Source organism: Geodermatophilus sp. URMC 64 (assembly GCF_053502555.1).
The window spans coordinates 2,786,150-2,810,837 of the sequence record NZ_CP199955.1 but is presented as its reverse complement, the minus strand read 5'-3'; the positions used below and the strand labels follow the sequence as shown (position 1 = coordinate 2,810,837).

24 protein-coding genes are annotated in these 24,688 nt (G+C 73.3%); 4 read left to right on the top strand and 20 right to left on the bottom strand.

Features of this window, described 5'->3' with window-relative positions:
• Positions 1-59 precede the first annotated feature (59 nt).
• The 7 genes from prcA to ACWIYF_RS13720 all read right to left on the bottom strand — a co-directional run bounded on the left by prcA (position 60) and on the right by ACWIYF_RS13720 (position 7,346).
• Positions 60-953 carry a proteasome subunit alpha gene (gene prcA / locus ACWIYF_RS13750; RefSeq protein ID WP_448628698.1) on the bottom strand — a complete coding sequence of 298 codons (894 nt, stop codon included), beginning with the start codon at positions 951-953 and terminating at the stop codon, positions 60-62.
• Positions 954-956: 3 nt separating this feature from the next.
• Positions 957-1,799, bottom strand: coding sequence for a proteasome subunit beta (gene prcB, locus ACWIYF_RS13745; RefSeq protein WP_448628697.1), 843 nt, complete (start codon positions 1,797-1,799; stop codon positions 957-959).
• 155 nt (positions 1,800-1,954) lie between these two features.
• On the bottom strand, positions 1,955-2,668 hold the full coding sequence (locus tag ACWIYF_RS13740) for an endonuclease VII domain-containing protein (RefSeq protein ID WP_448628696.1): 714 nt from the start codon (positions 2,666-2,668) through the stop codon (positions 1,955-1,957).
• Positions 2,669-2,704: 36 nt separating this feature from the next.
• Positions 2,705-2,914, bottom strand: coding sequence for a ubiquitin-like protein Pup (locus ACWIYF_RS13735; protein WP_448628695.1), 210 nt, complete (start codon positions 2,912-2,914; stop codon positions 2,705-2,707).
• A gap of 70 nt (positions 2,915-2,984) precedes the next feature.
• Positions 2,985-4,490, bottom strand: coding sequence for a depupylase/deamidase Dop (gene dop, locus ACWIYF_RS13730; protein WP_448628694.1), 1,506 nt, complete (start codon positions 4,488-4,490; stop codon positions 2,985-2,987).
• A gap of 101 nt (positions 4,491-4,591) precedes the next feature.
• Positions 4,592-6,373, bottom strand: a complete 1,782-nt coding sequence (arc, locus tag ACWIYF_RS13725; RefSeq protein WP_448628693.1) for a proteasome ATPase — start codon at positions 6,371-6,373, stop codon at positions 4,592-4,594.
• A gap of 127 nt (positions 6,374-6,500) precedes the next feature.
• Positions 6,501-7,346 carry a tRNA (adenine-N1)-methyltransferase gene (locus ACWIYF_RS13720; protein WP_448628692.1) on the bottom strand — a complete coding sequence of 282 codons (846 nt, stop codon included), beginning with the start codon at positions 7,344-7,346 and terminating at the stop codon, positions 6,501-6,503.
• 96 nt (positions 7,347-7,442) lie between these two features.
• On the opposite strand from ACWIYF_RS13720, the gene ACWIYF_RS13715 reads away from it, so the two are divergent.
• The gene (locus ACWIYF_RS13715; RefSeq protein ID WP_448628691.1) at positions 7,443-8,378 is read left to right on the top strand and encodes a RecB family exonuclease; all 936 of its coding nucleotides are present in this window, start codon (positions 7,443-7,445) and stop codon (positions 8,376-8,378) included.
• A 43-nt stretch (positions 8,379-8,421) separates the two neighbouring features.
• Entirely contained in the window at positions 8,422-9,606 is a 1,185-nt protein-coding gene (locus ACWIYF_RS13710; RefSeq protein ID WP_448628690.1) for an amidohydrolase family protein, read from the top strand.
• On the opposite strand, the gene ACWIYF_RS13705 is transcribed toward ACWIYF_RS13710, so the two are convergent.
• From ACWIYF_RS13705 to metH, 6 genes are all read right to left on the bottom strand, one after another.
• On the bottom strand, positions 9,603-10,304 hold the full coding sequence (locus ACWIYF_RS13705; RefSeq protein WP_448628689.1) for an HAD family hydrolase: 702 nt from the start codon (positions 10,302-10,304) through the stop codon (positions 9,603-9,605). The two genes, ACWIYF_RS13710 and ACWIYF_RS13705, sit on opposite strands and share 4 nt — an antisense overlap.
• A gap of 70 nt (positions 10,305-10,374) precedes the next feature.
• Positions 10,375-11,178: an AfsR/SARP family transcriptional regulator gene (locus ACWIYF_RS13700; protein ID WP_448628688.1), complete on the bottom strand. Its 804-nt coding sequence runs from the start codon at positions 11,176-11,178 to the stop codon at positions 10,375-10,377.
• Between the two features lie 86 nt (positions 11,179-11,264).
• Positions 11,265-11,477, bottom strand: coding sequence for a hypothetical protein (locus ACWIYF_RS13695; protein WP_448628687.1), 213 nt, complete (start codon positions 11,475-11,477; stop codon positions 11,265-11,267).
• Positions 11,478-11,614: 137 nt separating this feature from the next.
• Positions 11,615-12,274, bottom strand: a complete 660-nt coding sequence (locus ACWIYF_RS13690; RefSeq protein ID WP_448628686.1) for a class F sortase — start codon at positions 12,272-12,274, stop codon at positions 11,615-11,617.
• Entirely contained in the window at positions 12,271-12,453 is a 183-nt protein-coding gene (locus ACWIYF_RS13685) for a hypothetical protein (RefSeq protein ID WP_448628685.1), read from the bottom strand. The genes ACWIYF_RS13690 and ACWIYF_RS13685 overlap by 4 nt, the downstream gene beginning before the upstream one ends.
• Positions 12,454-12,958: 505 nt before the next feature.
• Complete coding sequence (gene metH / locus ACWIYF_RS13680) at positions 12,959-16,774, bottom strand: methionine synthase (RefSeq protein ID WP_448628684.1); 3,816 nt, start codon at positions 16,772-16,774, stop codon at positions 12,959-12,961.
• A gap of 248 nt (positions 16,775-17,022) precedes the next feature.
• Here metH and ACWIYF_RS13675 point away from each other — a divergent pair, with 248 nt between their 5' ends.
• Positions 17,023-17,883: a PAC2 family protein gene (locus ACWIYF_RS13675; protein WP_448628683.1), complete on the top strand. Its 861-nt coding sequence runs from the start codon at positions 17,023-17,025 to the stop codon at positions 17,881-17,883.
• A gap of 118 nt (positions 17,884-18,001) precedes the next feature.
• On the opposite strand, the gene ACWIYF_RS13670 is transcribed toward ACWIYF_RS13675, so the two are convergent.
• Together ACWIYF_RS13670 and mshC are read right to left on the bottom strand one after the other, a co-directional pair.
• Positions 18,002-19,042, bottom strand: coding sequence for an HD domain-containing protein (locus ACWIYF_RS13670; protein ID WP_448628682.1), 1,041 nt, complete (start codon positions 19,040-19,042; stop codon positions 18,002-18,004).
• 4 nt (positions 19,043-19,046) lie between these two features.
• Entirely contained in the window at positions 19,047-20,285 is a 1,239-nt protein-coding gene (mshC, locus tag ACWIYF_RS13665; RefSeq protein ID WP_448628681.1) for a cysteine--1-D-myo-inosityl 2-amino-2-deoxy-alpha-D-glucopyranoside ligase, read from the bottom strand.
• Positions 20,286-20,391: 106 nt separating this feature from the next.
• Between mshC and ACWIYF_RS13660 the strand changes: the two genes are divergently transcribed.
• Positions 20,392-21,108 (top strand): maleylpyruvate isomerase family mycothiol-dependent enzyme, encoded by a 717-nt coding sequence (locus ACWIYF_RS13660; RefSeq protein WP_448628680.1) that lies wholly within the window; start codon positions 20,392-20,394, stop codon positions 21,106-21,108.
• Positions 21,109-21,222: 114 nt separating this feature from the next.
• Here the strand turns inward: ACWIYF_RS13660 and ACWIYF_RS13655 are convergent, their stop codons facing one another.
• The 5 genes from ACWIYF_RS13655 to ACWIYF_RS13635 form a co-directional block, all read right to left on the bottom strand.
• Positions 21,223-21,609: a VOC family protein gene (locus ACWIYF_RS13655; protein ID WP_448628679.1), complete on the bottom strand. Its 387-nt coding sequence runs from the start codon at positions 21,607-21,609 to the stop codon at positions 21,223-21,225.
• 107 nt (positions 21,610-21,716) lie between these two features.
• Positions 21,717-22,475, bottom strand: coding sequence for an SCO1664 family protein (locus ACWIYF_RS13650; RefSeq protein WP_448628678.1), 759 nt, complete (start codon positions 22,473-22,475; stop codon positions 21,717-21,719).
• A 20-nt stretch (positions 22,476-22,495) separates the two neighbouring features.
• The gene (locus ACWIYF_RS13645) at positions 22,496-23,047 is read right to left on the bottom strand and encodes a DUF3090 family protein (protein ID WP_448628677.1); all 552 of its coding nucleotides are present in this window, start codon (positions 23,045-23,047) and stop codon (positions 22,496-22,498) included.
• 51 nt (positions 23,048-23,098) lie between these two features.
• Positions 23,099-23,797 (bottom strand): histidine phosphatase family protein, encoded by a 699-nt coding sequence (locus ACWIYF_RS13640; RefSeq protein ID WP_448628676.1) that lies wholly within the window; start codon positions 23,795-23,797, stop codon positions 23,099-23,101.
• 26 nt (positions 23,798-23,823) lie between these two features.
• Complete coding sequence (locus ACWIYF_RS13635; protein WP_448628675.1) at positions 23,824-24,654, bottom strand: undecaprenyl-diphosphate phosphatase; 831 nt, start codon at positions 24,652-24,654, stop codon at positions 23,824-23,826.
• Positions 24,655-24,688: the final 34 nt, after the last annotated feature.

Below are 24,688 nucleotides of genomic sequence, written 5' to 3'. Positions count from 1 at the left end.
GCGACGATGGCTGGTGCAGCGCGCGCCGGTCCACCGTCCGCGTGGCGAAACTGCGAAGGTCAGCCCTCGCCGCCCAGCTCGTCGTCGTCCACCGGTGTCCGGGCGGCCTCGCCGCTGTCCGCCGTGCCGCCCGCGGTGTCGGGCGCCTGGGGGTCGCCCAGCCCCGGGGGCGTGCCGGGAGCCGGCACGCTGGGCGCGTGCGCGGGCGTGGGGACCTCCTCGGCCTCCGCGGCGCCGTCGTCCTCACCGAGCGTCCGGCGCAGCGCGGCGCCCACGACGCGGCGGAAGGCCCGCTTGAGCCGCCGCCGGTCGAGGACGGCGACCTCGAGCTGCTCGGAGGTGAGCTGCGACGGGCCGCCGTTGCCGGAGCCGGACGTGACCGGGCTGACGGCGGACAGCGCGCGGACGCCGACCTGCAGCGCGTCGGCCAGGCCCATGCCGGGCAGGAAGTGCTCACGCAGGTGCCCGGTGACGGCGTCGGCCTGCCCGCCCATGACGACGAAGTCCGGCTCGTCGACGACGGAGCCGTCGAAGGTCAGCCGGAAGAGCTGGTCGGTCTCCGGGCTGTCCCCCACCTCGGCGACGCAGAGCTCGACCTCGTAGGGCTTCATCTGCTGGGTGAAGATCTCGCCGAGGGTCTGGGCGTAGGCGTTGGCGATCACCCGGCCGGTGACGTCGCGGCGGTTGTAGCTGTAGCCGCGGACGTCGGCCAGGCGCACGCCGGCCACCCGCAGCGCCTCGAACTCGCTGTAGCGGCCGACCGCGGCGAAGCCGATGCGGTCGTAGATCTCGCCGACCTTGTGCAGCGTGGAGCTGGGGTTCTCGGCGATGAACAGCACGCCGTCGGCGTAGGTCAGGACGGCGACGCTGCGGCCGCGGGAGATGCCCTTGCGGGCGTACTCCGAGCGGTCGCGCATGAGCTGCTCGGGCGAGGCGTAGTACGGCATCGTCATGGCTCAGCCCTGCCCCTCGTTGGCGGCGCGCTCGGCCACGATCGCCTCGGCGACCGCGGCCACCTCGGCGTCGGGCAGCCGGACGGCGCCGTCGGCGTCGACGCGGTAGACGATCGGGTACAGCCGCCGCACGGGGTCGGGGCCGCCGGTGGCCGTGTCGTCGTCGGCGGCGTCGTAGAGGGACGTGACCATCGAGCGCAGCGCGGCGTCGCCGTCGAGCCCGGGCCGCCAGGTCTTCTTCAGCGAGTTCTTGGCGAACAGCGAGCCGGAGCCCACGGCGGCGTAGCCGCGCTCCTCGTAGTTCCCGCCGGTGACGTCGTAGCTGAAGATCCGGCCGGGGCTGGTGCCCTCGGCGGCGTCGAGGTCGTAGCCGGCGAACAGCGGGACGACGGCCAGGCCCTGCAGCGCGGCGCCGAGGTTGCCGCGGATCATCTGCGCCAGCCGGTTGGCCTTGCCGTCGAGGCTGAGCGTGAGGCCCTCGATCTTCTCGTAGTGCTCGAGCTCCACCTGGTAGAGCTTGACCATCTCGATCGCGATGCCCGCCGCGCCGGCGATGCCGATGACCGACCACGAGTCGGCCGGGTAGACCTTCTCGATGTCGCGCTGGGCGATCAGGTTCCCCATGGTGGCGCGGCGGTCGCCACCCATGAGGACGCCGTCGGCGTAGGTGGTGGAGACGATCGTGGTGCCGTGCGGCGTGAGGTCACCCACCGGCAGCGTGGGCAGCGGCCGGCGGCCGGGCAGCAGATCGGGCGCGGCGACGGCGAGGAAATCGGTGAACGAGGAGCCCACTCGGTCCAGGTAGGCGGGGGTGAACCCGCTCCTGCCTGCTGACGACTCGTGCACCCATCCGCCTCTCCCGCCGCGCGCTCCGGCGTCGATCGTCGTGTCGGTTGGACCCTACCGGCGGGCCGTGGGCGCGGCTGTCCGCCTCGGGCGAACAGCGGCGAACACGCCTGCGCCGGCCCGCGACGGGGCGCGGACCGGCGCAGTGGACCGCCTCAGTCCTCCGGCTCGAGCGTCCGCAGGCTCGCGAGCCCGTGCCTGCAGATGCCGAAGTCCTGCCACATGGGCCGGCGCCGTCGAGGTCGTCCCGCTGCACCCGATCGCCTGCTGGTCTCCGACGGCCGGTCGCGGTGCCGTTCCACGTAGTCGGCGGCGGCCCGGAGGACGTCAGGATCATCCTTGAACTGCCCCAGGCCGCCGTTGCAGTTGAAGCAGAGCAGCTCCCGCACCGCGCCGGTCTCGTGGTCGTGGTCGACGTGGGCGGCCGGCGCGACGCCGCAGATGGCGCACAAGCCGTCCTGCGCCTCCAGCATCGCGTCGGCATCCTCGGCGGTGATGCCGTACCGCCGTTTGAGGTGGTAGGTCCTCGATCCGCCGACCTTGTCCCTCGACAGCTTGCCGCGGAGGTTGTGGCAGGGCTTGCAGTACGGGGCCCGCCCCGAGGGCTGACTCGCGTTGCGAACGAAATCCTCCAACGGCTTCACGTTCCCGCAGTCGGGGCACCACTTGTGACCGGAAGGCACGTCGACGTCCCGCGCGAACCGGTGCGACGGTGGTCGACCGCGCCGCGCGTCGTGCGACCTGCGTAATCGCAAGCGCGCATGCGTTCTGCAGTAGAACGCGAGCCCATCGGCGCGCCGCTTGTCACGGGTGAACTCCGAGACGGGGCGGATCTCGCCGCAATCTTTGCAGTACTTGCCTTCGACCATTCCCGAGACCATTCAAAAACGGCCTCACAGAATGGCCTATTGGCCCCCTTTTTGTACATAACTCCTAACGAATTCCTCGGAATTCTCCTCCAATACCTCGTCAATTTCGTCGAGGATGGAATCGATGTCCTCGGACATTTCCTTGTGCCGCTCGGCGACCTCGGTGTCGACCGAGGCCTCGACCTCGTCGGTCTCCTCGCGCGTCCGCGTCGCCCGCTGCTGCCCGCCGGTGTCCCTGGTGGCCATGGTGCCCTCCGGTGCTCGTGGCTGTGCTGAGGCTGAACGTACCCGTCCGGTACGACAGCCAAGGCCGTCTTCACCCACCCGTGATGGTGTCGACCAGCTCCTGCGCCGTCGACGTGGACTCGAACAGCTCCCCCACGTGGTCGCGGGTGCCGCGCAGCGGCTCCATCGTCGGGATCCGCACGAGGTTCTCCCGGCCCAGGTCGAAGACCACCGAGTCCCAGGAGGCCGCCGCCACCTGCGACGGGTAGCGCCGCAGGCACTCGCCGCGGAAGAAGGCCCGGGTGTCCGTGGGCGGCGCGGTCATCGCCCGGGTCACCTCGTCGTCGGTGAGCAGCCGCTGCATCGAGCCGCGCGCCACCAGCCGGTGGTACAGCCCCTTCTCCGGCCGCACGTCGGAGTACTGCAGGTCCACCAGGTGCAGCTGCGAGTGCCCCCACGACAGCCCGTCCCGCGACCGGTAGCCCTCGAGCAGCCGCAGCTTCGCCGGCCAGTCCAGCCGGTCCGCGCAGCGCATCGGGTCCTCGCCGAGGTCCTCGAGCACCTCGGCCCAGCGGCGCAGCACGTCGAGGGTCTGCTCATCGGCGTCCCCGCGCTCCTCGACGAACTTCTGCGCCTGCTCCTGGTAGAGCCACTGCAGCTGCAGCGCCGTCATCCGGCGGCCGTCACGCAGCCGCACCTGGTGGGTGAGCGACGGGTCGTGGCTGACCGCCTGCAGCTCCGCGACCGGCTCCTCGAGCGCGATCGTCTCGGTCAGCGCCCGCGCCTCGATCATCGCCAGCACCAGCGACGTCGTCCCCACCTTGAGATAGGTGGACAGCTCGGCGAGGTTCGCGTCGCCGATGATCACGTGCAGCCGGCGGTACTTGTCGGCGTCGGCGTGCGGCTCGTCGCGGGTGTTGATGATCGGTCGCTTGAGCGTCGTCTCCAGGCCCACCTCGACCTCGAAGAAGTCCGCCCGCTGGGAGAGCTGGAAGCCGTGCGTGCGGCTCTCCGTGCCGATGCCGACCCGCCCGGACCCGGCGAACACCTGCCGGGTGACGAAGAACGGCACCAGCCCGCGGATGATGTCGATGAACGGCGTCCGCCGGTCCATGAGGTAGTTCTCGTGCGCGCCGTAGCTGGCGCCCTTGCCGTCGGTGTTGTTCTTGTACAGCTGGATCGGCTGCGTGCCGGGGATGCGCGCCGCCCGGCGGGCGGCCTCGGCCATCACCTGCTCCCCCGCCTTGTCCCAGAGGACGACGTCGCGCGGGTTGGTCACCTCGGGCGTGGAGTACTCCGGGTGCGCGTGGTCGACGTAGAGCCGGGCGCCGTTGGTGAGGATGACGTTGGCCATCCCCGAGTCCTCGTCGAGGTCGGTGTGGTCCAGCGCCTGCGCCGGCGAGAGGTCGAACCCGCGGGCGTCGCGCAGCGGCGACTCCTCCTCGAAGTCCCAGCGGGGACGGCGCGGCGTCGGGGCCTCGGCCACCGCCCACGCGTTGACGACCTGGCTGGACAGCGTCGTCGGGTTCGCGGTCGGCTGACCGGGCACCGAGATGCCGTACTCCACCTCGGTACCCATGACCCGACGCACGCTCATGCCCCAACCCTAAGCCGCGCGGCCCGGTGACGGGCTGGAGCGGCCCTGCTGCAGGGGCCCGCGCCGAGCGTGCGAGGCGTGGGGGGCAGCAGGGCCCTTTCTCAGAGGTACTGGCCGGTGTTCGTGGCGGTGTCGATCGCGCGGCCGGACTCGTTGCCCTTGCCGCTGATCAGCGTGCGGATGTAGACGATCCGCTCGCCCTTCTTGCCCGAGATCCGCGCCCAGTCGTCGGGGTTGGTCGTGTTGGGCAGGTCCTCGTTCTCCTTGAACTCGTCGAGGCACGCCGCCATCAGGTGGCCGACCCGGAGCCCCGGCGTCCCGGTCTCCAGGTTCTCCTTGATGGCCATCTTCTTGGCGCGGTCGACGATGTTCTGCAGCATCGCGCCGGAGTTGAAGTCCTTGAAGTACAGGACCTCCTTGTCACCGTTGGCGTAGGTCACCTCGAGGAAGCGGTTCTCCTCGCTCTCGGTGTACATCCGCTCGACGGTGCGCTGGATCATCCCGGCGATCGTGGCCTCGCGGCTGCCGCCGTGCTCGGCCAGGTCGTCGGGGTGGATCGGCAGCTCGGTGGTCAGGTACTTGCTGAAGATGTCGCGGGCGGCCTCCGCGTCCGGCCGTTCGATCTTGATCTTCACGTCCAGCCGGCCCGGCCGCAGGATCGCCGGGTCGATCATGTCCTCGCGGTTGGAGGCGCCGATGACGATGACGTTCTCGAGGCCCTCGACGCCGTCGATCTCGCTCAGCAGCTGCGGCACGATCGTGCTCTCGACGTCCGAGGAGACCCCGGACCCGCGGGTGCGGAAGATCGAGTCCATCTCGTCGAAGAACACGATCACCGGCGTGCCCTCGCTGGCCTTCTCGCGGGCCCGCTGGAACACCAGCCGGATGTGCCGCTCGGTCTCGCCGACGTACTTGTTGAGCAGCTCCGGGCCCTTGATGTTCAGGAAGTACGAGCGGCCGGACTTCGAGCCGGAGTCCTCCCCGCGCTTCTCCGCCACCTGCTTGGCCAGCGAGTTGGCCACGGCCTTGGCGATCAGCGTCTTGCCGCAGCCGGGCGGGCCGTAGAGCAGGATGCCCTTCGGCGGGCGCAGCTGGTACTCGCGGAACAGGTCGGCGTGCAGGAACGGCAGCTCCACCGCGTCGCGGATCTGCTCGATCTGCCGCGCCAGGCCGCCGATGTCGCCGTAGTCGATGTCGGGGACCTCTTCGAGGATGAGCTCCTCGACCTCGCTCTTCGGGATCCGCTCGTAGACGTAGCCCGACCGGGACTCCAGCAGCAGCGAGTCGCCGACCCGCAGCGGCTGGTCGGTGAGCGAGTCGGCGAGGTAGACCACCCGCTCCTCGTCGGTGTGCCCGATCACCAGCGCCCGCTGGGTGACGCCGTCGATCGGGTCGAGCAGCTCCTTGAGCATGACGACGTCGCCGGACTTCTCGAAGCCGCGGGCCTCGACGATGTTCATCGCCTCGTTGAGCATGACCTCCTGGCCGGGGCGCAGGTCGTCGAGCTCGACGTTCGGCGAGACCGACACCCGCAGCTTGCGCCCGCCGGTGAAGACGTCGACCGTGCCGTCCTCGTGCCGGGCGAGGAACACGCCGTACCCGGACGGCGGCTGGCCGAGCCGGTCGACCTCCTCCTTGAGGGTCACGAGCTGCTCGCGCGCCTCGCGGAGGGTCCCGGCCAGCTTGTCGTTGCGCTCGGAGAGGAACGCCGCGCGCCCCTCGGCCTCGGCGATCCGCTCCTCCATCACGCGCACCTGACGGGGGCTGTCGGCCACCTTGCGGCGCAGGAGAGCGATCTCCTCCTCCAGGTAGGAGATCTGACTCAGCAGGCTCGCGACGTCACGTTCACGCCGCGTTCGACCTTCCTCAGGACCCAGGCCCATCGCGCACCTCCGCACACATCGGGGGAGCCAGGAGGCAAATCTATACACGCGCTCCGACAACGTGCCGAGGGCTGGCGCGCCACTGAGACGCCTGCGCCGAACCGTTACCCGGTGTTCCCCGGACCGATCAGTTCTTCTGTGGACGGCGCTGTCTCGTCGGGGCGACGGCGCCCTCCGCCAGCCGCCGCGCGGTCACCAGGAAGGCGGTGTGCGCGACCATGCGGTGCTCCGGGCGGACGGCGAGGCCGACGGCGTGCCAGGGCCTCAGCAGGCTCTCCCAGGCGTGCGGCTCGGTCCAGACGCCCTGGGCCCGCAGCGCCTCGACGTAGGTCGACAGCTGCGTCGTCGTGGCCACGTAGCCGACCAGGACGCCGCCCGGGCGCAGGGCCGCGGCCACCGTCGGCAGGACCGCCCAGGGCTCGAGCATGTCGAGGACGACGCGGTCGACGACCTCCCCGGCCGGGTGGTCGGCGAGGTCGCCCAGCCGCAGCGACCAGTTCGGCGGCACCTCGCCGAAGAACGCGCCGACGTTGGCCCGGGCGACGTCGGCGAAGTCCTCGCGCCGCTCGTAGCTGGTGACCGCCCCCTCGCTGCCCACCGCGCGCAGCAGCGAGCAGGTCAGCGCGCCGGACCCGGCGCCGGCCTCCAGCACCCGCATGCCCGGGCCCATGTCGCCGAAGCCGACGATCTGCGCGGCGTCCTTGGGGTAGATCACCTGGGCGCCGCGGGGCATGGAGAGCACGAAGTCGGCCAGCAGCGGCCGGAACGCCAGGTAGCCGGTGTTCGCCGTCGAGAACACGACCGAGCCCTCCGGCGCGCCGATCAGGTCGTCGTGCTCGATGGCGCCGCGGTGCGTGTGGAACTGCTTGCCCGGCTGGAGGACGACGGTGTGCAGCCGTCCCTTGGGGTCGGTCAGCTGCACCCGGTCGCCGACGGCGAACGCCCCGGGAACGGTCTCCTGCTCCGTGGTCACGAGCGGCCAGCCTACGGAGGAGGCGGATGTGACCCCTGTCCCCTGCTGCGGTGCGGGGGCTCGGAACTGTCGGCGGTCCGACCTAGCCTCGAACCCATGACGGCGATGGTGCAGACCGGGCAGCCCACCGAGGGTGCTGCTGCCTCTTCCCCGGACGCGCCCGTCGACCAGACGGCGCCTCGCCGGCCCTCGCTCTCCCCGAGCCGTGCGGCCGACTTCAAGACCTGTCCCCTGCTCTACCGCTTCCGCACGATCGACCGGCTGCCGGAGCGCAAGAGCCGGGCCGCGGTGCGGGGCACGCTGGTGCACGCGGTGCTCGAGCGGCTCTACGACCTGCCGGCCGCGCAGCGCACGCCGGCCGCCGCGCAGGAGCTGATCGCGCCGGCCTGGGCGGAGCTGAGCGCCGATCCGGAGATCGCCGAGCTGTTCGCCGGGACAGCCGACGACGACCAGCCGGCCGAGCCCCTCGACGCGTGGCTGACCTCGGCCGGCCGGCTGGTCGAGACGTACTTCCGGCTGGAGGACCCGACCCGCATCCAGCCCGACGGCCGCGAGCAGCTCGTCGAGGTCACCCTGCCCGACGGGCTGCTGCTGCGCGGCTACGTCGACCGCCTCGACGTCGCGCCCAATGGGGCGCTGCGGGTGGTCGACTACAAGACCGGCGCCATGCCCCGCGAGGCGTTCGAGGCCAAGGCGCTGTTCCAGATGAAGTTCTACGCGCTGGTGCTGTGGCGCACCCGGGGCGTGGTCGCCAGCCAGCTCAAGCTGATCTACCTCGGCGACGGCGACGCGCTGACCTACGCCCCCGACGAGGGCGAGCTGGTCCGCTTCGAGCGCACGCTGCAGGCGATCTGGGCGGCGATCGAGCGGGCCGTCTCCACCGGCGACTTCCGGCCGAGCCCGAGCCGGCTGTGCGGCTGGTGCGACCACCAGGCGCTGTGCCCGTCCTTCGGCGGCACTCCCCCGCCGTTCCCCTCGGAGGCCGCTGCGGCCGCCGGCTGGGCCACGCTCCCGGTCATCGAGCGCGACTGAAGGGGACCCCGCTGCCCCCGGGTCCGGGCGCTAGCCTGCCGCCGTGCACGGATACCGGGCACCGCGGGCGTTCGACGGCGAGCGCGTGCTCCGCGACGGCGCGCTGGTGCTCGTGGACGGCGGCACGATCGTCGGTGTGGAGCCGGGTCCGGGGGCGGCGCCGGACGGCTGCCCGGTCACGGAGCTGCCGGGGGCGACGCTGCTCCCCGGGATGATCGACCCGCACGTGCACCTGTGCGGCGACGCCGGTCCGCGAGCCCTGGACCAGCTGCCCGCGCTCACCGACGCCGAGCTGGACGCGATCGTCGAGCAGTCCCTGGCGGCGCAGCTCGCCTCCGGCGTCACCGCCGTCCGTGACCTCGGCGACGCCCGGTGGGCGGTCGCCGACCGGCACCGCGGCCGGGACGTCGGCCCGACCGTCGTCGCCGCCGGCCCGCCGATCACCTCGCCCGGCGGGCACTGCGCCGGCATGGGCGGTGCGGCGGCCGGTGAGCAGGGGCTGCGCCGGGCGGTGCGGGAGCGGGCCGAGCACGGCGCCGACGTCGTCAAGATCATGACCAGCGGCGGGCTGATGACCGCCGGCACCGACGTGCTCGCCAGCCAGTTCACCCTCGACGAGCTGCGCGCCGTCGTCGAGGAGGCGCACCGGCACGGCCTGCCCGTCACGGCGCACGCGCACAGCGTGCCGGCGGTGCAGATGTGCGTCGCCGCGGCCGTCGACGGGATCGAGCACTGCACCTGCGTCACCGCCGACGGCATCCGGACGCCACCCGGGCTCGCCGACGCGATCGCCGCGGCCGGGATCCCGGTCTCCCCCACCTTCGCCCGGCGGGCGGGCGCCATCCCGCCGCCGCACGTGCAGGCGGCGATGGAGCGCACGCACATGGCATGGGAGGACCGCTATCCGCAGATTGCCGAGCTGCACCGCGCCGGCGTCACCCTCGTCGGCGGCGTCGACGCGGGCATCAACCCGGCCAAACCGCACACGATCATGGCCGAGTCGCTGCTGGAGCTGGTCCTGTCGGGGCTGCCGACGGCCGCCGCCCTCGCCGCGGGCACGAGCGTCGCAGCCCGCGTCTGCGGCCTGGCCCGGCGGACCGGGCGGCTGGCGGCCGGGCTCGACGCCGACCTGCTGGCCGTGGACGGCGACCCGCTGGCGGAGATCACCGCCCTGCGCGACGTCCGCCTGGTCGTGTCCCGCGGCCGCGAGGTCGTCTCGACAGGCTAGGCGGCGGGCTCCTCGTCGCCCCGGGCCGCCACCAGGTCCGCCAGGTCGCGCAGCGTGACGCCGGCCAGCGTGGGCCGCAGCGTCAGCCCGGGCGCGGGTGCGAGCGGCTGCAGTGACGGCACACCGAGCACCGCCGCGCCGGCCGCGAGCCCGGCCGCGGCGCCGGACGGCGAGTCCTCGAGGACCACGCAGCCGAGCGGGTCGACGCCCATGGCCGCCATCGCCTGCCGGTACGGCGCCGGGTCGGGCTTGGCCGCCGGCACCTCGTCGCCGCAGACCGTGACGTCGAAGGGCTGCGTGCCGAGGTCGTCGGCCATGCGGGTGAGCAGCGAGGCGGCCAGCCGGCGCGGCGTCGTCGTCACCAGGGCCGTCGGCAGGCCGGCGTCGCGCACCTCGGCCAGCAGCTCGCGCGCCCCCGGCCGCCAGCTCAGATCCCGCTCGAGCAGCTCGACCATGAGGTCCTCGACCCAGAGGGTGTCGGCCACCAGCTGCTCGTCGTCGGCCTCGACGCCGAGATCGGCGTAGAGGATGCCCAGGGCCACCGGCATGCTCGTGCCGACGGTCGCCGACCGGGCCGCCGGCGTGACCTCGCCGCCGTGCCGGCGGGCCAGCGCCGCGAGCGCGTCCCCCCAGGTCTCTTCGGTCTCGACGAGCGTGCCGTCCATGTCGAACAGGACGGCGTCCACAGAGTGCCGCACGTCTTGCCACTGTCCCCGACCGAGCGGCGCACCGGGTAGCCGGTGTGACCAGGGTCGCCCTCGGGGCGGCTCATCCGGCCGGCATGCGCCCCCCGCCCGTGGCGGCCGCCGGCGCCGCCACCCGGCTGTCGCGCGGCGGCTGCGTCATGGCGAACAGATCCGCGGCCGGCTCGACGCCGAGCTCGCGGCGGACCAGGGTCCGGTAGGCGGCGAAGCACCGGAGCACCTCGATGTGGTTGCCCTCGGCCAGGTGGGCGCGCAGCAGCGCCCGCTGGGCGCTCTCCCGCAGCGGCTCCACGGCCACCGCGGTCAGGGCGACGTCGACGGCCTCGGCGCACCGGCCGGCCAGCAGGTACCGGTGGCTGAGCGCCTCGAGGGCGTGGAGGACCCGCTGCCGGAGCCGCTCGCGTTCGAGCAGGGCCCAGTCCTCGTACCACCCGGGGAGCAGGTCGAGGGCCTCGGTCCAGGAGGGCGGGAGCGTCAGGTCGGAGGCGGGTGCCGTGCCGGTGATCAGCCGGGTGGCCCAGGCGCTCACCAGGTCCAGGTCGACGGCGACGTCGTCGCGCAGCTTCACCGACGTCTTGTCGGTCACCAGGACGTCGACGTCGGCGCCGCGCAGCCGCCACAGCGCCGACCGCAGGTTGCCGGCGGCCCGTTCCTCGCTGCCCACCGGCCACAGCGCGCCGGCCACCTGCCGTCGCTCGACCCGCCGGCGGTGCAGGGCCAGGAAGACCAGCAGCCGCTTGCTCCCCTCGGGGACCTCGTGCCGGCGGCCCCCGGTGCTGACGAAGGGGCCCTCCCCCAGCAGGTGCAGGACGCATCCGGGCGCGGCATCCTCCCCGACCGCGGGGACGTCGGACGGCAGCACGGTCATGGCGCCTCCCGCCGGACTCCGCTCGCAGTCGTGGCCGCGGCCGACCGTAGGGGGTACGCGTCACCGGCACATCACGCACCGCGTGCTCAGCGCGCTGCGGGCGGCTCGAAGGAGGCGAGGAAGTCGTGCACGAGCTGGATCGTGTCCTCCAGGCTGGCCAGATCGTGGGTGCGGTCACCCTCCGGGTCGAGGACGTCGGGATTCAGCACCACCCGGTACCAGCTCCCCCCGCCCTGCACCTGGACCCGGATGTAGCACGCCCCCGTGCGCGCGGGCACCGGCGCGGGGAACGGCGACACGCGCCCCTCGGCGCCCGGCCGCGGGCGGGGGCGCCGTCCGCCCGCTCGGAGCGACCGCGCGCCGTCCCTGCTGTCGGCAGCCTGGCTCGTCCACCCAGCCACCGGGCCAGTCTCGCCGCCCCTCCGTCACCCGGCTGTCACTGCGCGCGGCCACCCGGCATGTCCGTCGCCCGGGGCACGAGCGAGGCGTAGACGACCACGTTGCTGAGGTAGCTGCGCCGGTCCCGGTCGAACGCTCCCCCGCAGGTCACCAGCCGGAGGACGGGCCGGTCGGCCGGGCCGTACACCGCCTGCGCCGGGAAGTCGCTCTTCGGATACGCGCGCACGGCGTCCACCCTGAACTCGACGGCGCGGCCGTCGGCGCGCTGCACCGAGACGGTGTCGCCGGGTTGCAGCTCGCCGAGCCGGTAGAAGACGGCGGGCCCCCGGTAGGTGTCCACGTGCCCGAGGAGGACGGCGGGCCCGGGGTCACCGGGGGCGGCCAGGTAGCGGTACCAGCCGGCGGGCGCCCGCGTGTCCAGGGGCGGCAGGCTCACCGTCCCGTCCGGGTTGAGGCCCAGAGGTATCACGTCGGTGTGCACGCCGATGCGCGGGATGTCGAGGTGGACGGGCGGCGGGCCGGGCCGCTCCGGGCGGGGTGCGGCCGCGGCGGGGACGCGTTCGGCCGTCGGGCCGGGCGCGCCGGCCGCGACCGGGGTCTGCGGCCGAGCCGTCGTCGCGACGTGCAGGCCGAGGAGGAACAGCACCAGACCGGTGACGGCGAGGACGGCGCCGGCCCAGCCGGCGCGCCGGATCACGGGCTGCGCGGCCCGGTCCGGGTCCGTCCGTTCCGGGCCCGCCCGCCCACGACCTCACGGCGCCGCACGGCGTACCCGGCCAGGAACGCCCCGACGAGCAGCGCGGTGCCGCCGGCGGTGACGAGGACGATGTCGGCGTTCGACGCCGTCCCGCCGCCACCGGTGTCCGGCGCCCCCACGGGCGTGACGGGAGCCGCCGTGCTCGACGAGGTGGTGGACACCGTCCCGCCGTCGTTCCCGGGAGGCCCCGGCGGACCGCTGGGCCCTTGCGGCCCGGGCGGACCCATCGGTCCCGGAGGCCCGGCCGGGCCCTGATCGCCCTTCGGACCGGCTTGCCCGGTCGAGCCCGCCGGGTCGGTCGGGGTGTCGCCGCCGCCGGGGGGCAGGAACCAGCCGATGATGGCGATCACGCCGATCAGCAGCAGGAGCGGGAGCAGCCACGGCAGGCGGGGCCGCGGCCGTTCATACCCGGACGAAGGCGGCGGGGTGCCACCGCCGCCGTAGCCCGCCGGCTGCGAGGGCACAGGGGTGTCGGGCCCGTGGTCGGGTGGGTCCTGTCCGTAGGTCGACATGTCGGCATCCCCCTCGTGCGGGACCGGGGGGCGCCGTGGCACAGGCACAGGAGGCACTCCCCCGCGAGCCAGGGTGCCGGGCCGCCGTCACCAGGGCGTCACGCCGCCGGCGTCACTCGTCCTCGGTGCGGTAGCCGAGGTTCGGCGACAGCCACCGCTCCGCCTCGTCGACCGTCCACCCCTTGCGCCGCGCGTAGTCCTCCACCTGGTCCCGGCCGATGCGCCCGAGGTTGAAGTAGCGCGCCTGCGGATGGGCGAAGTACAGCCCGCTGACCGCCGCGCCCGGCCACATCGCCATGCTCTCGGTGAGCTCGATCCCCGTGCGCGCCTCGACGTCGAGCAGCTGCCAGATGGTCCGCTTCTCGGTGTGCTCGGGGCAGGCCGGGTACCCCGGCGCCGGGCGGATGCCGGTGTACTTCTCGGCGATCAGCGCCTCGTTGCCCAGCGTCTCGCCCGGGGCGTAGGCCCAGAACTCCTTGCGGACCCGCTCGTGCAGCCGCTCGGCGAAGGCCTCGGCGAGGCGGTCGGCCAGCGCCTCCAGCAGGATCGCGCTGTAGTCGTCGTTGGCCTTCTTGAACTCCGCGATCCGCTCCTGCGCACCGAGCCCCGCGGTGACCGCGAAGGCGCCGATGTAGTCGCGCAGGCCCGTCTCCCTCGGGGCGACGAAGTCGGCCAGGGACTTGCGCGGTGAGCCGTCCCGGCCCTCGGTCTGCTGCCGGAGCTGGTGCAGCGTGGCCCGGACCGTCCGGCGCGTCTCGTCGGTGTAGACCTCGATGTCGTCGCCCTCGACCTGGTTGGCCGGGAACAGCCCGACGACGCCGTTGGCCCGCAGCCACCGGCCGGCGACGATCTGGTCGAGCATGGCCTGGGCGTCCTCGTACAGCCGCCGGGCGGCCTCCGCGGTCGCGGGGTTGTGCAGGATGTCCGGGAACCGGCCGCGCATCTCCCAGGTCGTGAAGAACGGCTGCCAGTCGATGTAGCCCCGCAGCTCGTCGAGCGGGTAGTCGGTGAAGGTCCGGACGAACTGCGTGATCTCCCCGTGCCGGTGGTCGCACTGCGGGCCGGTGCTGAGGGCCCCGATTCCTGACAACCCAGCCTGCTGAAGCAGCATCCGCGGCCGCGGCGGGGTGTAGCCGCGCCAGTCGATGGGGGTCGCCGCCGCGCGCGCCGCGGCGATCGGCAGCAGCGTGCGGGTGTCCTGCCGTGCAGCGTGCCGCTCACGCAGCGCCGCGTAGTCGGCCTCGGTCTCGGCCAGCAGCGCCGGCCGCTGCTCCGGCGAGAGCAGGGCGGCCACGACGGGCACCGAGCGCGAGGCGTCCTTCACCCAGATGACCGGGCCGTGGTAGCGCGGCGCCACCTTGACCGCCGTGTGCGCCCGCGACGTCGTGGCGCCGCCGATCAGCAGCGGGAGGTCGAAGCCCTGGCGCTCCATCTCGGCGGCGAGGTTGGCCATCTCGTCGAGGGACGGCGTGATCAGGCCGGAGAGGCCGATGATGTCGGCGCCCTCCGCCTTGGCGGCGTCGAGCACCTGCTGGGCGGGCACCATCACCCCGAGGTCGACGACGTCGTAGTTGTTGCACTGCAGGACGACGCCGACGATGTTCTTGCCGATGTCGTGGACGTCGCCCTTGACCGTGGCCATGACGACGCGGCCGTTGCTGCGCTCCGCGTCGCCCGGACGGCGCTCGGCCTCGATGAACGGGACGAGGTAGGCGACCGCCTTCTTCATGACCCGGGCGGATTTCACGACCTGCGGGAGGAACATCTTCCCGGACCCGAACAGGTCGCCGACCACGTTCATGCCGGCCATCAGCGGGCCCTCGATGACCTCGATCGGCCGTCCGCCGCGGTCGCTGATCTCGGCGCGCAGCTCCTCGGTGTCGGCCTCGACGAACGCGTCGATGCCCTTCACCAGGGCGTGGGTGATCCGCTCGGCGACCGGCAGCGCCCGCCACTCCTCGGACGCGGTCTCCTTGGCCGCGCCGTCCCCGGCGAAGTCCCCGGCGATCTCCAGGAGGCGCTCGGTGCTGTCCGGACGGCGGTTGAGGATCACGTCCTCGATCCGCGCGCGCAGCTCCGGGTGGACCTCGTCGTAGACCTCGAGGGCGCCGGCGTTGACGATGCCCATGTCCAGGCCGGCCGCGATCGCGTGGTACAGGAACACCGCGTGGATCGCCTCGCGGACGCGGTTGTTGCCGCGGAAGGAGAACGAGACGTTGGAGATGCCGCCGGAGACCAGCGCGCCGGGGAGGTGCTGCTTGATCCAGCGGGTGGCCTCGATGAAGTCCCGCCCGTAGTTCGCGTGCTCCTCGATGCCCGTGGCGACGGCGAAGACGTTCGGGTCGAAGATGATGTCCTCGGCCGGGAACCCGACCTGCGTGGTGAGGATGTCGTAGGCGCGGCGGCAGATCTGCGTGCGGCGCTCCAGGTCGTCGGCCTGGCCGGCCTCGTCGAACGCCATGACCACGACGGCGGCGCCGTACTTGCGGCACAGCCGGGCCTCGCGGACGAACTTCTCCTCGCCCTCCTTGAGCGAGATCGAGTTCACGATCGGCTTGCCCTGGATGTTCTTCAGGCCGGCCTCGATGACCTCCCACTTCGAGGAGTCGATCATCGTCGGCACGCGGCAGATGTCGGGCTCGGCGGCGATCAGCCGGGTGAAGCGGTCCATCGCCTCGACGCCGTCGATCATCCCCTCGTCCATGTTGACGTCGATGACCTGGGCGCCGGCCTCGACCTGCTGGCGGGCGACGGTCAGCGCGGTCGGGTAGTCGCCGGCCTTGATCAGGTTGCGGAAGCGCGCGGACCCGGTGATGTTCGTGCGCTCGCCGACGTTCACGAACAGCGTGTCGTCGGTGACCGTGAGCGGCTCGAGCCCGGAGAGCCGCAGCGCGGGGGCGACCTGCGCCGGGACCCGGGGCGTCGTCCCCTCGACCGCCGCGGCGATCGCGGCGATGTGCTCGGGCGTCGTGCCGCAGCAGCCGCCGACCAGGTTGACCAGGCCGCTGGCGGCGAACTCGCCGAGCACGGCCGCGGTGTCGGCGGGTGCCTCGTCGTACTCGCCGAACGCGTTGGGCAGACCGGCGTTGGGATAGCAGGACACGAAGGTGTCGGCGATGCGGGACAGCTCCGCGACGTAGGGCCGCAGGTCCTCGGCGCCGAGCGCGCAGTTGAGGCCGACCAGCAGCGGGTCGACGTGCCGCACGGAGTGCCAGAACGCCTCGGTGACCTGGCCGGAGAGGGTCCGCCCGGAGGCGTCGGTGATGGTGCCGGAGATCATCACCGGCCACCGGCGGCCGCGCTGCTCGAACAGCGTCTCCAGCGCGAAGATCGCCGCCTTCGCGTTGAGGGTGTCGAAGATGGTCTCGACGAGCAGCACGTCCGCGCCGCCGTCGACCAGCCCGTCGGCCTGCTCGAGGTAGGCCTCGACCAGATCGTCGAAGCCGATGTTGCGGGCGCCGGGGTCGTTGACGTCGGGCGAGATGGACGCGGTGCGGTTGGTCGGGCCGAGCGCACCGGCCACGTACCGGGGCCGGTCAGGGGTGCGCGCCGTCATCGCGTCGCACTCCGCGCGGGCCAGCCGCGCCGAGGCGACGTTGAGCTCGTACGCCAGGTCGGCCATGCCGTAGTCGGACAGCGAGACCCGGGTGGCGTTGAAGGTGTTCGTCTCGATCAGGTCGGCGCCGGCCCCGAGGTAGTCGCGGTGGATGCCGGAGACGATCGCCGGCGCTGTGACGCTCAGCAGGTCGTTGTTGCCCTGCAGGTCGGTCGGCCAGTCGGCGAACCGCTCGCCCCGGTAGCCGGCCTCGTCCGGGCGGTGCCCCTGGATCGCCGTCCCCATGGCCCCGTCGAGCACCAGGATGCGCCGCTCGAGCAGGGCGGTCAGCTCCGCGGTGGCGTCCGGACGGAGGGCTGGGGTGTGGGGCATGGCGGTCCTCGGTCGTCGAGCGGGCAGTGTCCACTGCGGCGTCGGGCGCCAGGGCTCCGGCACTCCGACGGGCGGGTAGGCGCCTCGTCGTCCCCGAACAACGCTGCCATGGTCTCACCTTCCGGTTGCGGAGCGGGGCGGCCCACCCGGTCGCCGGGTCCACCTGTCGGGCGAACCTTGCCGGGCTTGTCGCCCCACACGCCGCACGGAGCCGGTGAGAGGAGGTCGGCCGACGTAGGCTCGGAGAGGTGATCGACCCGAAGTCCACCCCTGAGGACCTGCCCCGGCTCACCGACGCAGTGGCGGTGGTCGCCTTCGAGGGCTGGAACGACGCGGGGGACGCCGCCACCGGAGCCGTCGAGCACCTCGAGCTCATCTGGGACGCCACCCCCCTCGCCGCGCTGGACCCGGAGGACTACTACGACTTCCAGGTCAACCGGCCGACGGTGTCGCTGGTCGGCGGGCTGTCCCGGCGCATCGAGTGGCCGACCACCCGGATCTCGGTGGCCCGGCCCAAGGGCAGCCAGCGCGATGTGGTCCTGATCCGCGGCATCGAGCCGAACATGCGCTGGCGCGGGTTCTGCGAGGAGCTCATCGAGCTCTGCCGCGAACTCGACGTCCACACCGTCGTCGGCCTGGGCGCGCTGCTCGCCGACACGCCGCACACCCGCCCGACGCCGGTCTCCGGCTCGGCCTACGACACCGAGTCCGCGCAGCGCTGGGGGCTGGAGGCCTCCCGCTACGAGGGCCCGACCGGCATCCTCGGCGTCTTCCAGGACGCCTGCGTCCAGGCCGGGCTGCCGGCGATCAGCTTCTGGGCGGCGGTGCCGCACTACGTCTCCCAGCCGCCCTCCCCCCGGGCGACCGTCGCGCTGCTGCAGCGGGTCGAGGAGGTGCTCGACCTCACCGTGCCCATGGGGGCGCTCCCCCAGCAGGCCGACGACTGGGTGAAGACGGTCGACGAGATGGCCAACGAGGACGCCGAGGTGGTCGAGTACGTGCGCTCGCTCGAGGAGCGGGCCACCGAGAGCGACCTCTCCCAGGCCAGCGGCGACTCGATCGCCCGCGAGTTCGAGCGCTACCTGCGCCGCCGGGGCAGTGCCAACTGAGGTCCTCCGGACCTCACCGCGGCCCTTCGGGTCCCACTCGTCACGACAAGTCGTGTTCTGAGTTGGGGATAACGGTCGACTTCGCGACATGTCGACCCGTCGACGAGTCGGTTCGTCGTCAGCTGGTGCGCAGCAGCGGGGTCATCCGGGACGACGCGTCGTCGTCGAAGAGCCGGTCGTGCATGGACAGCGCGAACCGGTCGGTCATCCCCGAGACGTAGTCGACGACCTGGGTGACCGGATCGGCCGAGGTGTCCCGGTAGCTGGCGGGGATGAGCTCGGGATGGGCCAGGTGGTGGTCGACCAGCCGCCGGATGACGTCGATGGCCACGTGCTTCTGCCCGGCCGCGGTGGGTGACTCGTAGACCCGCTCGAACATGAAGGTCCGCAGCTCGTGGAAGGCCTCGAGCGGCCCGGGCGCCATGACGACGACGCCGGCGGAGTTCTCCGGCGACAGGCTGCCCTCGACGACGGCGTCGATCATGGCGCCGACCATCTCGCTGCCCGGCTCCCCGAAGACGGCGCGGGCGCGGGCCGGCAGGTCGGACACCTCGAGCACCCCGGCGCGGACGGCGTCGAGGGCGTCGTGGGACAGGTAGCCGATCCGGTCGGCGTAGCGCACGCACTCGCCCTCGCGGGTGGCCGGCGGCGGGCTGATCTTCCAGCTGTGCGCCCGGATGCCGTCGCGGACCTCCCACGTGAGGTTCAGGTGCTCCAGCACCTCGACGATCCGCACCCCCTGCGCCGCGTGGTGCCAGCCGCCGGGCACGTAGGGCTCGAGGGCGTCCTCGCCGATGTGCCCGAACGGCGAGTGGCCGAGGTCGTGCCCCAGCGCGATCGCCTCGGCGAGGGTCTCGTTGAGGCCGAGCGCCCGGGCCAGCGAGCGGGCCACCTGGGTGACCTGCAGCGTGTGGGTCAGCCGGGTGACGAAGTGGTCGCCGTCGGGGTTGAGGAAAACCTGTGTCTTGTGCTTGAGCCGGCGGAAGGCCTTGGCGTGCAGGATGCGGTCGCGGTCGCGCTCGAACGCCGTCCGCAGCGGGTCCTCCGGCTCGGCGACGGCGCGGCCGCGGCTGGCCGTGGAGCGGGCGGCCGCCGGGGCCAGCCGCTCCTCCTCCGCCTCCCGGGCGGCGCGGCCGGTGAGCCGGAAGCGGTCGCCCATGCCGCTACAGCGCCACGCCGAGCAGGGCGTCCACGGCGTCGCGGACCAGGGCCGGCGACCCGTCGTCCTCGCCGGCCCCGCCGAGGGTCGCCTGCGCCCACGCGTCGACCGCGGCGATCGCGCCGGGTGAGTCGAGGTCGTCGGAGAGCCGCTCGCGGAGCTGGGCCAGCACCGGGGCCGCGGCCGCGCCGGCCGTGGCGCCGACCGCCCGGCGCCACGTCGCCAGCCGGTCCTCGGCGGCGCGCAGCAGGTCCGGCGACCACTCGCGATCGGTGCGGTAGTGGCCGGAGAGCAGGGCCAGGCGGATGGCCATCGGGTCGACGCCGTCCCCGCGCAGCCGGGAGACGAAGACCAGGTTGCCGCGGCTCTTGCTCATCTTCTCGCCGTCCAGGCCGATCATCGCCGCGTGCACGTAGGTGCGCGCGAACGGCTTGGTGGCGGTGAGCGCCTCGGCGTGGACGGCGGAGTACTCGTGGTGCGGGAACACCAGGTCACTGCCGCCGCCCTGGACGTCGAAGCCCATGCCGATGGTCTCCAGCGCGATGGTGGCGCACTCGATGTGCCAGCCGGGCCGGCCGGCGACGCCGCGGGGGCCCGCCCAGGACGGCTCGCCCGGCCGCTCGCCGCGCCAGAGCATCGGGTCCAGCGGCTGCCGCTTGCCCGGCCGGTCGGGGTCTCCCCCGCGCTCGGCGAACAGCCGCAGCATGGTCGCCTCGTCGTAGCGGGACTCCCCGCCGAAGCCGGGCGCCTGGGCGACGTCGTGGTAGACGTCGCCGGTGCCGTCGTCGAGCACGTAGGCCAGGCCCTCGTCGAGCAGCTCCTCGATGTGGGCGACGATCCGCGGGATCGACTCGACCGCGCCGACGTAGTCGTCCGGCGGCAGGACCCGCAGCGCCGTCATGTCCTCGCGGAACAGCGCCGTCTCGCGCATGCCGAGGACGATCCAGTCCTCGTGGTCGCGCTCGGCCCGCTCGAGCAGCGGGTCGTCGATGTCGGTGACGTTCTGCACGTAGTGGACGGCGTGCCCGGCGTCCCGCCACACGCGGTTGACCAGGTCGAAGGCCAGGTACGTGGCCGCGTGGCCCAGGTGGGTGGCGTCGTAGGGGGTGATCCCGCAGACGTACATCCGCGCGGTCGGATCGGGGCTGGTGGCCACCACCTCACCGCGCGCGGTGTCGTGCAGTTTCAGGGCGGGGCCGGCCCCGGGCAGGGTCGGCAGCAGCGGGGCGGGCCAGGAGAGCACGACACCGAGCCTAGAGGCGAGGTCCGACGCGGACGAAAGCCACGGGCTGTCCCCGGCTGGCCCTACGGTCCTCTCAGGCGAGGGGCCGCCGCCGGAGGGAGTGCACATGGAGCTCGACGAGTACCTGCCGGTGCTGCAGCGGGCTAACGCCCGCTTCGCCGAGGTGGCCGCCGCCGCGGTGCTGGAGCGGGGGTGGACGGCGCACGTGCCGGGCTGCCCCGACTGGACCCTGGCCGACCTGGTCTGGCACCTGACCGAGGTGCAGCACTTCTGGGGGTGGATCGTGCGCACGCGAGCGCAGGACCCGTCGGCCTACCCCGAGCCGCAGCGCCGGCCGGACGACGAGCTGCTCGGCTTCCTCGCTGCCTCCTCGGCCGAGCTGGAGACCGCCCTGGACGGCGCCGAGCCCGCCGAGCCGGTCTGGACCTGGGCGCCGCGGCGCGACGTCGCCTTCGTGCTGCGCCGCCAGGCGCAGGAGGCCGTCGTCCACACCGCGGACGTCGAGCAGGTGCTGGGCGAGCTGCGCCCGATCCCGGCCGACGTGGGCCTGGACGGCATCGACGAGTGGCTGGAGGTGTTCGTCCCCGGCGTGCTGCCGGAGGGCCCGCCGGCCGGGGCGCACCCCGTGGTCCTGCACGCCGTCGACGCCGACGCCGAACGCACGCTCTTCCCCGGAACCCGGCCGTTCCCCATCGCGGCGCTCACCGGCAACGCCGGGGACCTGCTGCTGGCGTTGTGGCACCGGCTGCCGATGGAGGTGCTGACCGTGGACGGCGACCCCGCCCAGGCGGCCGCGATGATCGGCCTGGTCACGGTCGAGTAGTCCGGCCCGCGGCGGCGTGCACCCCTCACGCACATCCGGGATGGCCATGAGCGGCAACGACGTGCGCTGACGACCAGTTCTGCCGCTCAGAACTGGTACTCCGCGCGCGGGGCGTCAGGGCCAGGTGGCGGCGTACTTCTCGAACGCCTCGCCGGTCTGGATGCCGACGACGCAGAAGACCAGCCCGGCGGGGTCGGTCATCTGCCAGAACGAGCCCATGTCGGCCTTGCGCCGTGCGCCGAGGGCCTCGAGGCGGGCGACCTCGGCCGGGATGTCGTCGGTCTCGATGTCGACGTGCCAGCGCGGCGGCGTCCCCTCCCCCGTGCGCTGCGTCTCCAGCTTGAAGCCGTCGCCGAAGACGCCCAGGGAGGCCCAGTCGTCGTCGGAGGGGTCCGGCTCGAGCGGGTGACCGGTGGCCGCGGACCAGAAGTCCACGCCGGCGACGTGGTGCTCGGGCGGCAGGTCGAGCAGCAGGATGGCGAGGCGAGAGCGATGCGGCATGCGCGCATCCTGCAGCAGTCAGCAGCCGTTGATCATCGGCAGGTGGCTGCCCGACACGCCGACGGCGGCAGCCACCTGCCGATGATCACGGACGAAAGGGTCCTTTGTCAGAAGGGCGGCCAGGGCAGGGCGGGCCAGTCCCCCGACGGTTCGGGATGCCGGCGGGTGCGCAGCAGCTCGGCGACCCGCTGCTGCGTCCGGCGCACCTCGCGTCGGGTGAGGTGCTCGTGCAGCCGCTCCCCGAGGTCGCCGAGCAGCCCGTCCTGCAGCCGCTCCAGCACCTCGACCGCCTCGGCGGGCAGCGGCTTGCCGGCCCAGCGCCACAGCAGGGTGCGCAGCTTGGGGTCGACGGAGAAGCAGATGCCGTGGTCGACGCCGTACACGTGGCCGTCGGGCATCGGGATGATGTGCCCGCCCTTGCGGTCGGCGTTGTTGACCACCGCGTCGAAGACCGCCATCCGCCGCAGCGCCGGGTGGTCCTGCCGCACGAACGCCGCCAGGTCGACGGTGGGGTCGCCGTCCACCCACAGCTGCACCATGCCGGGCCCGAACGGGCCGTCGCGCAGGACGGTCGGCGGCACGATCCGCCAGCCCGTGGCCTCCGACACCAGGGCGGCCGAGACCTCGCGGCCGGCGAGCGTGCCGTCGGGGAAGTCCCACAGCGGCCGCTCCCCCGCCACCGGCTTGTAGACGCACTCGGCCTCGAGCGTGCCCGTGCGGATGGTGCCGATGAGGGTGACGTTCGACGCGTCCAGCAGCCGGCCCTCGAGGTCGATCTCGCCGTCGGCCAGCAGGACGGCGGACTCGGCGTCGTCGGCCGGCGGCCGCAGGTCGCTCGCGGCGACCGGTTCGGGCTGTTCGCTCATCGGCGGGAGGACGCCGCCGGTCAGCGGCGGTAGCCGTTCTGCCGGGGGCAGACGTGCCCGGTCGGGTCCAGCGGCAGCGAGCACAGCGGGCACGGCGGCCGTCCGGCGGCCACGACGCGGCGGGCCCGCGCCACGAACGCCCGCGCCGCGCCCGGCGTGATCGTCACGCGCAGCGCGTCGGGGCCCTCCTCCGCGTCGGAGAGGATCGCCTCCTCCTCGATCGGCTCGTCACCGGCGGCGACGGCCTCGACGACGACGGCCTGCGCCTCGCCGTCCCAGGCCAGGCCCATGGCGGCGACCCGGAACTCCTCGTCGACGGGCGGGGTGAGCGGCTCGAGGTCGTCGACGTCGGCGTCGGGCGGGATGACCGTGTTGGCGCGGGCGGCGATCTCGTCGAGCAGCTCGCTCATGCGGTCGGCGAGCACCTGCACCTGGGTCTTCTCCAGGGCGACGCTGATGGTCCGGCCGGTGGCGTCGGAGGCCTGCAGGTAGAAGGTGCGGTCTCCGGGCTGGCCCACCGTGCCGGCGACGAACCGGGTCGGGCGATCGAAGAGGTGGACCTGGCGTGGCACGGGCCCCAGGTTACGCGGGCGTCCGGGCAGGTCCAGCCGACGACACCGGGCTCAGGCGCCCGGTCCGGCGCCGCCCCCGACGACGGCGTCCGAATCGCTCTTCCGCCGCCGCCGCTTCTTCGGCGGCGGCAGCAGGGCGGCGACGTCGCCCCCGGTGTCGTTCATCCGGACGACGAACGGCCGGGTGTCGGTGTAGGTGATCACCGAGATGGACGCCGGGTCGACGACGATCCGCTGGAACGAGTCCAGGTGCAGGCCCAGCGCGTCGGCGAGCACGGCCTTGATCACGTCGCCGTGGCTGCAGGCCAGCCAGACCGCGTCCGGGGCGAGCGCGGCGTTCCACTCCCGGACGGCGGCGACCGCGCGGGCCTGGGTCTGCGCCAGCCCCTCCCCCTCCGCCCCCGGGAAGACCGCGGCGCTGGGATGCAGCTGGACGACCTTCCACAGCGGTTCCTTGACCAGCTCCTTGAGCGGCCGGCCGGTCCAGTCGCCGTAGCGCGCCTCACCGAGCCGCTCGTCGGTCCGCAGCTCGAGCGAACGGCCCTCGACCACCGCGCCCGCGGTCTGCTGGCAGCGCTCCAGCGGGCTGCTCACCACCGCGGCCAGCGGCACCGGGGCCAGCCGGGCGGCGACCGCCTGCGCCTGGGCGAGGCCGGTCTCGTCCAGCCGGACACCCGGCGTCCACCCGGCCAGGACGCCGCCGGTGTTCGCCGTCGTCCGCCCGTGGCGCAGCAGGATGACGGTCGGCACGGCGCAGACCCTACGGAACCCCACCGTCAGCGGGGCGCGAGCACGCCCGCGCCGACCAGACCGAGCACGAGCAGGCCGAGCACCACTCGGTAGACGACGAACGGGGTGAAGCTGCCGCGGTTGAGGTAGCGCAGCAGCCAGGCGATCACCGAGAGCCCCACGGCGAAGGCGATGACCGTGGCCACGATCGTCGGCCCCCAGTCGACCCGCCCGCCGGCGAGATCACCGGTCAGCGCCTCGTAGGCCTGGAAGAAGCCCGAGCCCAGCACCGCCGGGATCGCCAGGAGGAAGGAGTACCGGGCCGCGGCGGCGCGGGTGTAGCCGAGGAACAGTCCCATCGTGATCGTGCCGCCGGAGCGCGAGACGCCCGGGATGAGCGCCAGCGACTGGGCCAGCCCGAAGAGGACGCCGTCGCGGACGTTGAGCTCGGCCAGCTCCAGCTTCTTGCGGCCGACCCGGTCGGCCCAGAAGAGGATCAGCGAGAACGCCACCAGCGCGATGGCCACGATCCGCAGGTCGCGCAGGCTGGTCTCGATGCGGTCCTGGAACAGCAGGCCGAGGACGACGATCGGGATGCTGCCGGCGATGATCAGCCAGCCCATGCGGGCGTCCGGGTCGTGCTTGCGCTTCCCGAACAGCGAGAGCACCCAGGCGGAGACGATCCGCGCGATGTCGCGGCGGAAGTAGAGCAGGACGGCGGTCTCGGTGCCGATCTGGGTGATCGCGGTGAACGCCGCGCCGGGGTCGTCCCAGCCGAACGCCTCGCCCACGATGCGCAGGTGGGCGCTCGAGGAGATCGGCAGGAACTCGGTCAGCCCCTGCACCAGGCCCAGGACGACGGCTTCGAACCAGCCCACGCCGCTCAGCCCTTTCCGGTCGGGACGGCGGGCA

Bases quoted from the DNA above. Each gene is read 5' to 3' on its own strand.
- prcA (WP_448628698.1), bottom strand. From the start codon at position 953: ATGACGATGCCGTACTACGCCTCGCCCGAGCAGCTCATGCGCGACCGC.
- ACWIYF_RS13740 (WP_448628696.1), bottom strand. From the start codon at position 2,668: ATGGTCGAAGGCAAGTACTGCAAAGATTGCGGCGAGATCCGCCCCGTC.
- ACWIYF_RS13735 (WP_448628695.1), bottom strand. From the start codon at position 2,914: ATGGCCACCAGGGACACCGGCGGGCAGCAGCGGGCGACGCGGACGCGC.
- dop (WP_448628694.1), bottom strand. From the start codon at position 4,490: ATGAGCGTGCGTCGGGTCATGGGTACCGAGGTGGAGTACGGCATCTCG.
- arc (WP_448628693.1), bottom strand. From the start codon at position 6,373: ATGGGCCTGGGTCCTGAGGAAGGTCGAACGCGGCGTGAACGTGACGTC.
- ACWIYF_RS13715 (WP_448628691.1), top strand. From the start codon at position 7,443: ATGACGGCGATGGTGCAGACCGGGCAGCCCACCGAGGGTGCTGCTGCC.
- ACWIYF_RS13700 (WP_448628688.1), bottom strand. From the start codon at position 11,178: ATGACCGTGCTGCCGTCCGACGTCCCCGCGGTCGGGGAGGATGCCGCG.
- metH (WP_448628684.1), bottom strand. From the start codon at position 16,774: ATGCCCCACACCCCAGCCCTCCGTCCGGACGCCACCGCGGAGCTGACC.
- ACWIYF_RS13670 (WP_448628682.1), bottom strand. From the start codon at position 19,042: ATGGGCGACCGCTTCCGGCTCACCGGCCGCGCCGCCCGGGAGGCGGAG.
- ACWIYF_RS13660 (WP_448628680.1), top strand. From the start codon at position 20,392: ATGGAGCTCGACGAGTACCTGCCGGTGCTGCAGCGGGCTAACGCCCGC.
- ACWIYF_RS13655 (WP_448628679.1), bottom strand. From the start codon at position 21,609: ATGCCGCATCGCTCTCGCCTCGCCATCCTGCTGCTCGACCTGCCGCCC.
- ACWIYF_RS13650 (WP_448628678.1), bottom strand. From the start codon at position 22,475: ATGAGCGAACAGCCCGAACCGGTCGCCGCGAGCGACCTGCGGCCGCCG.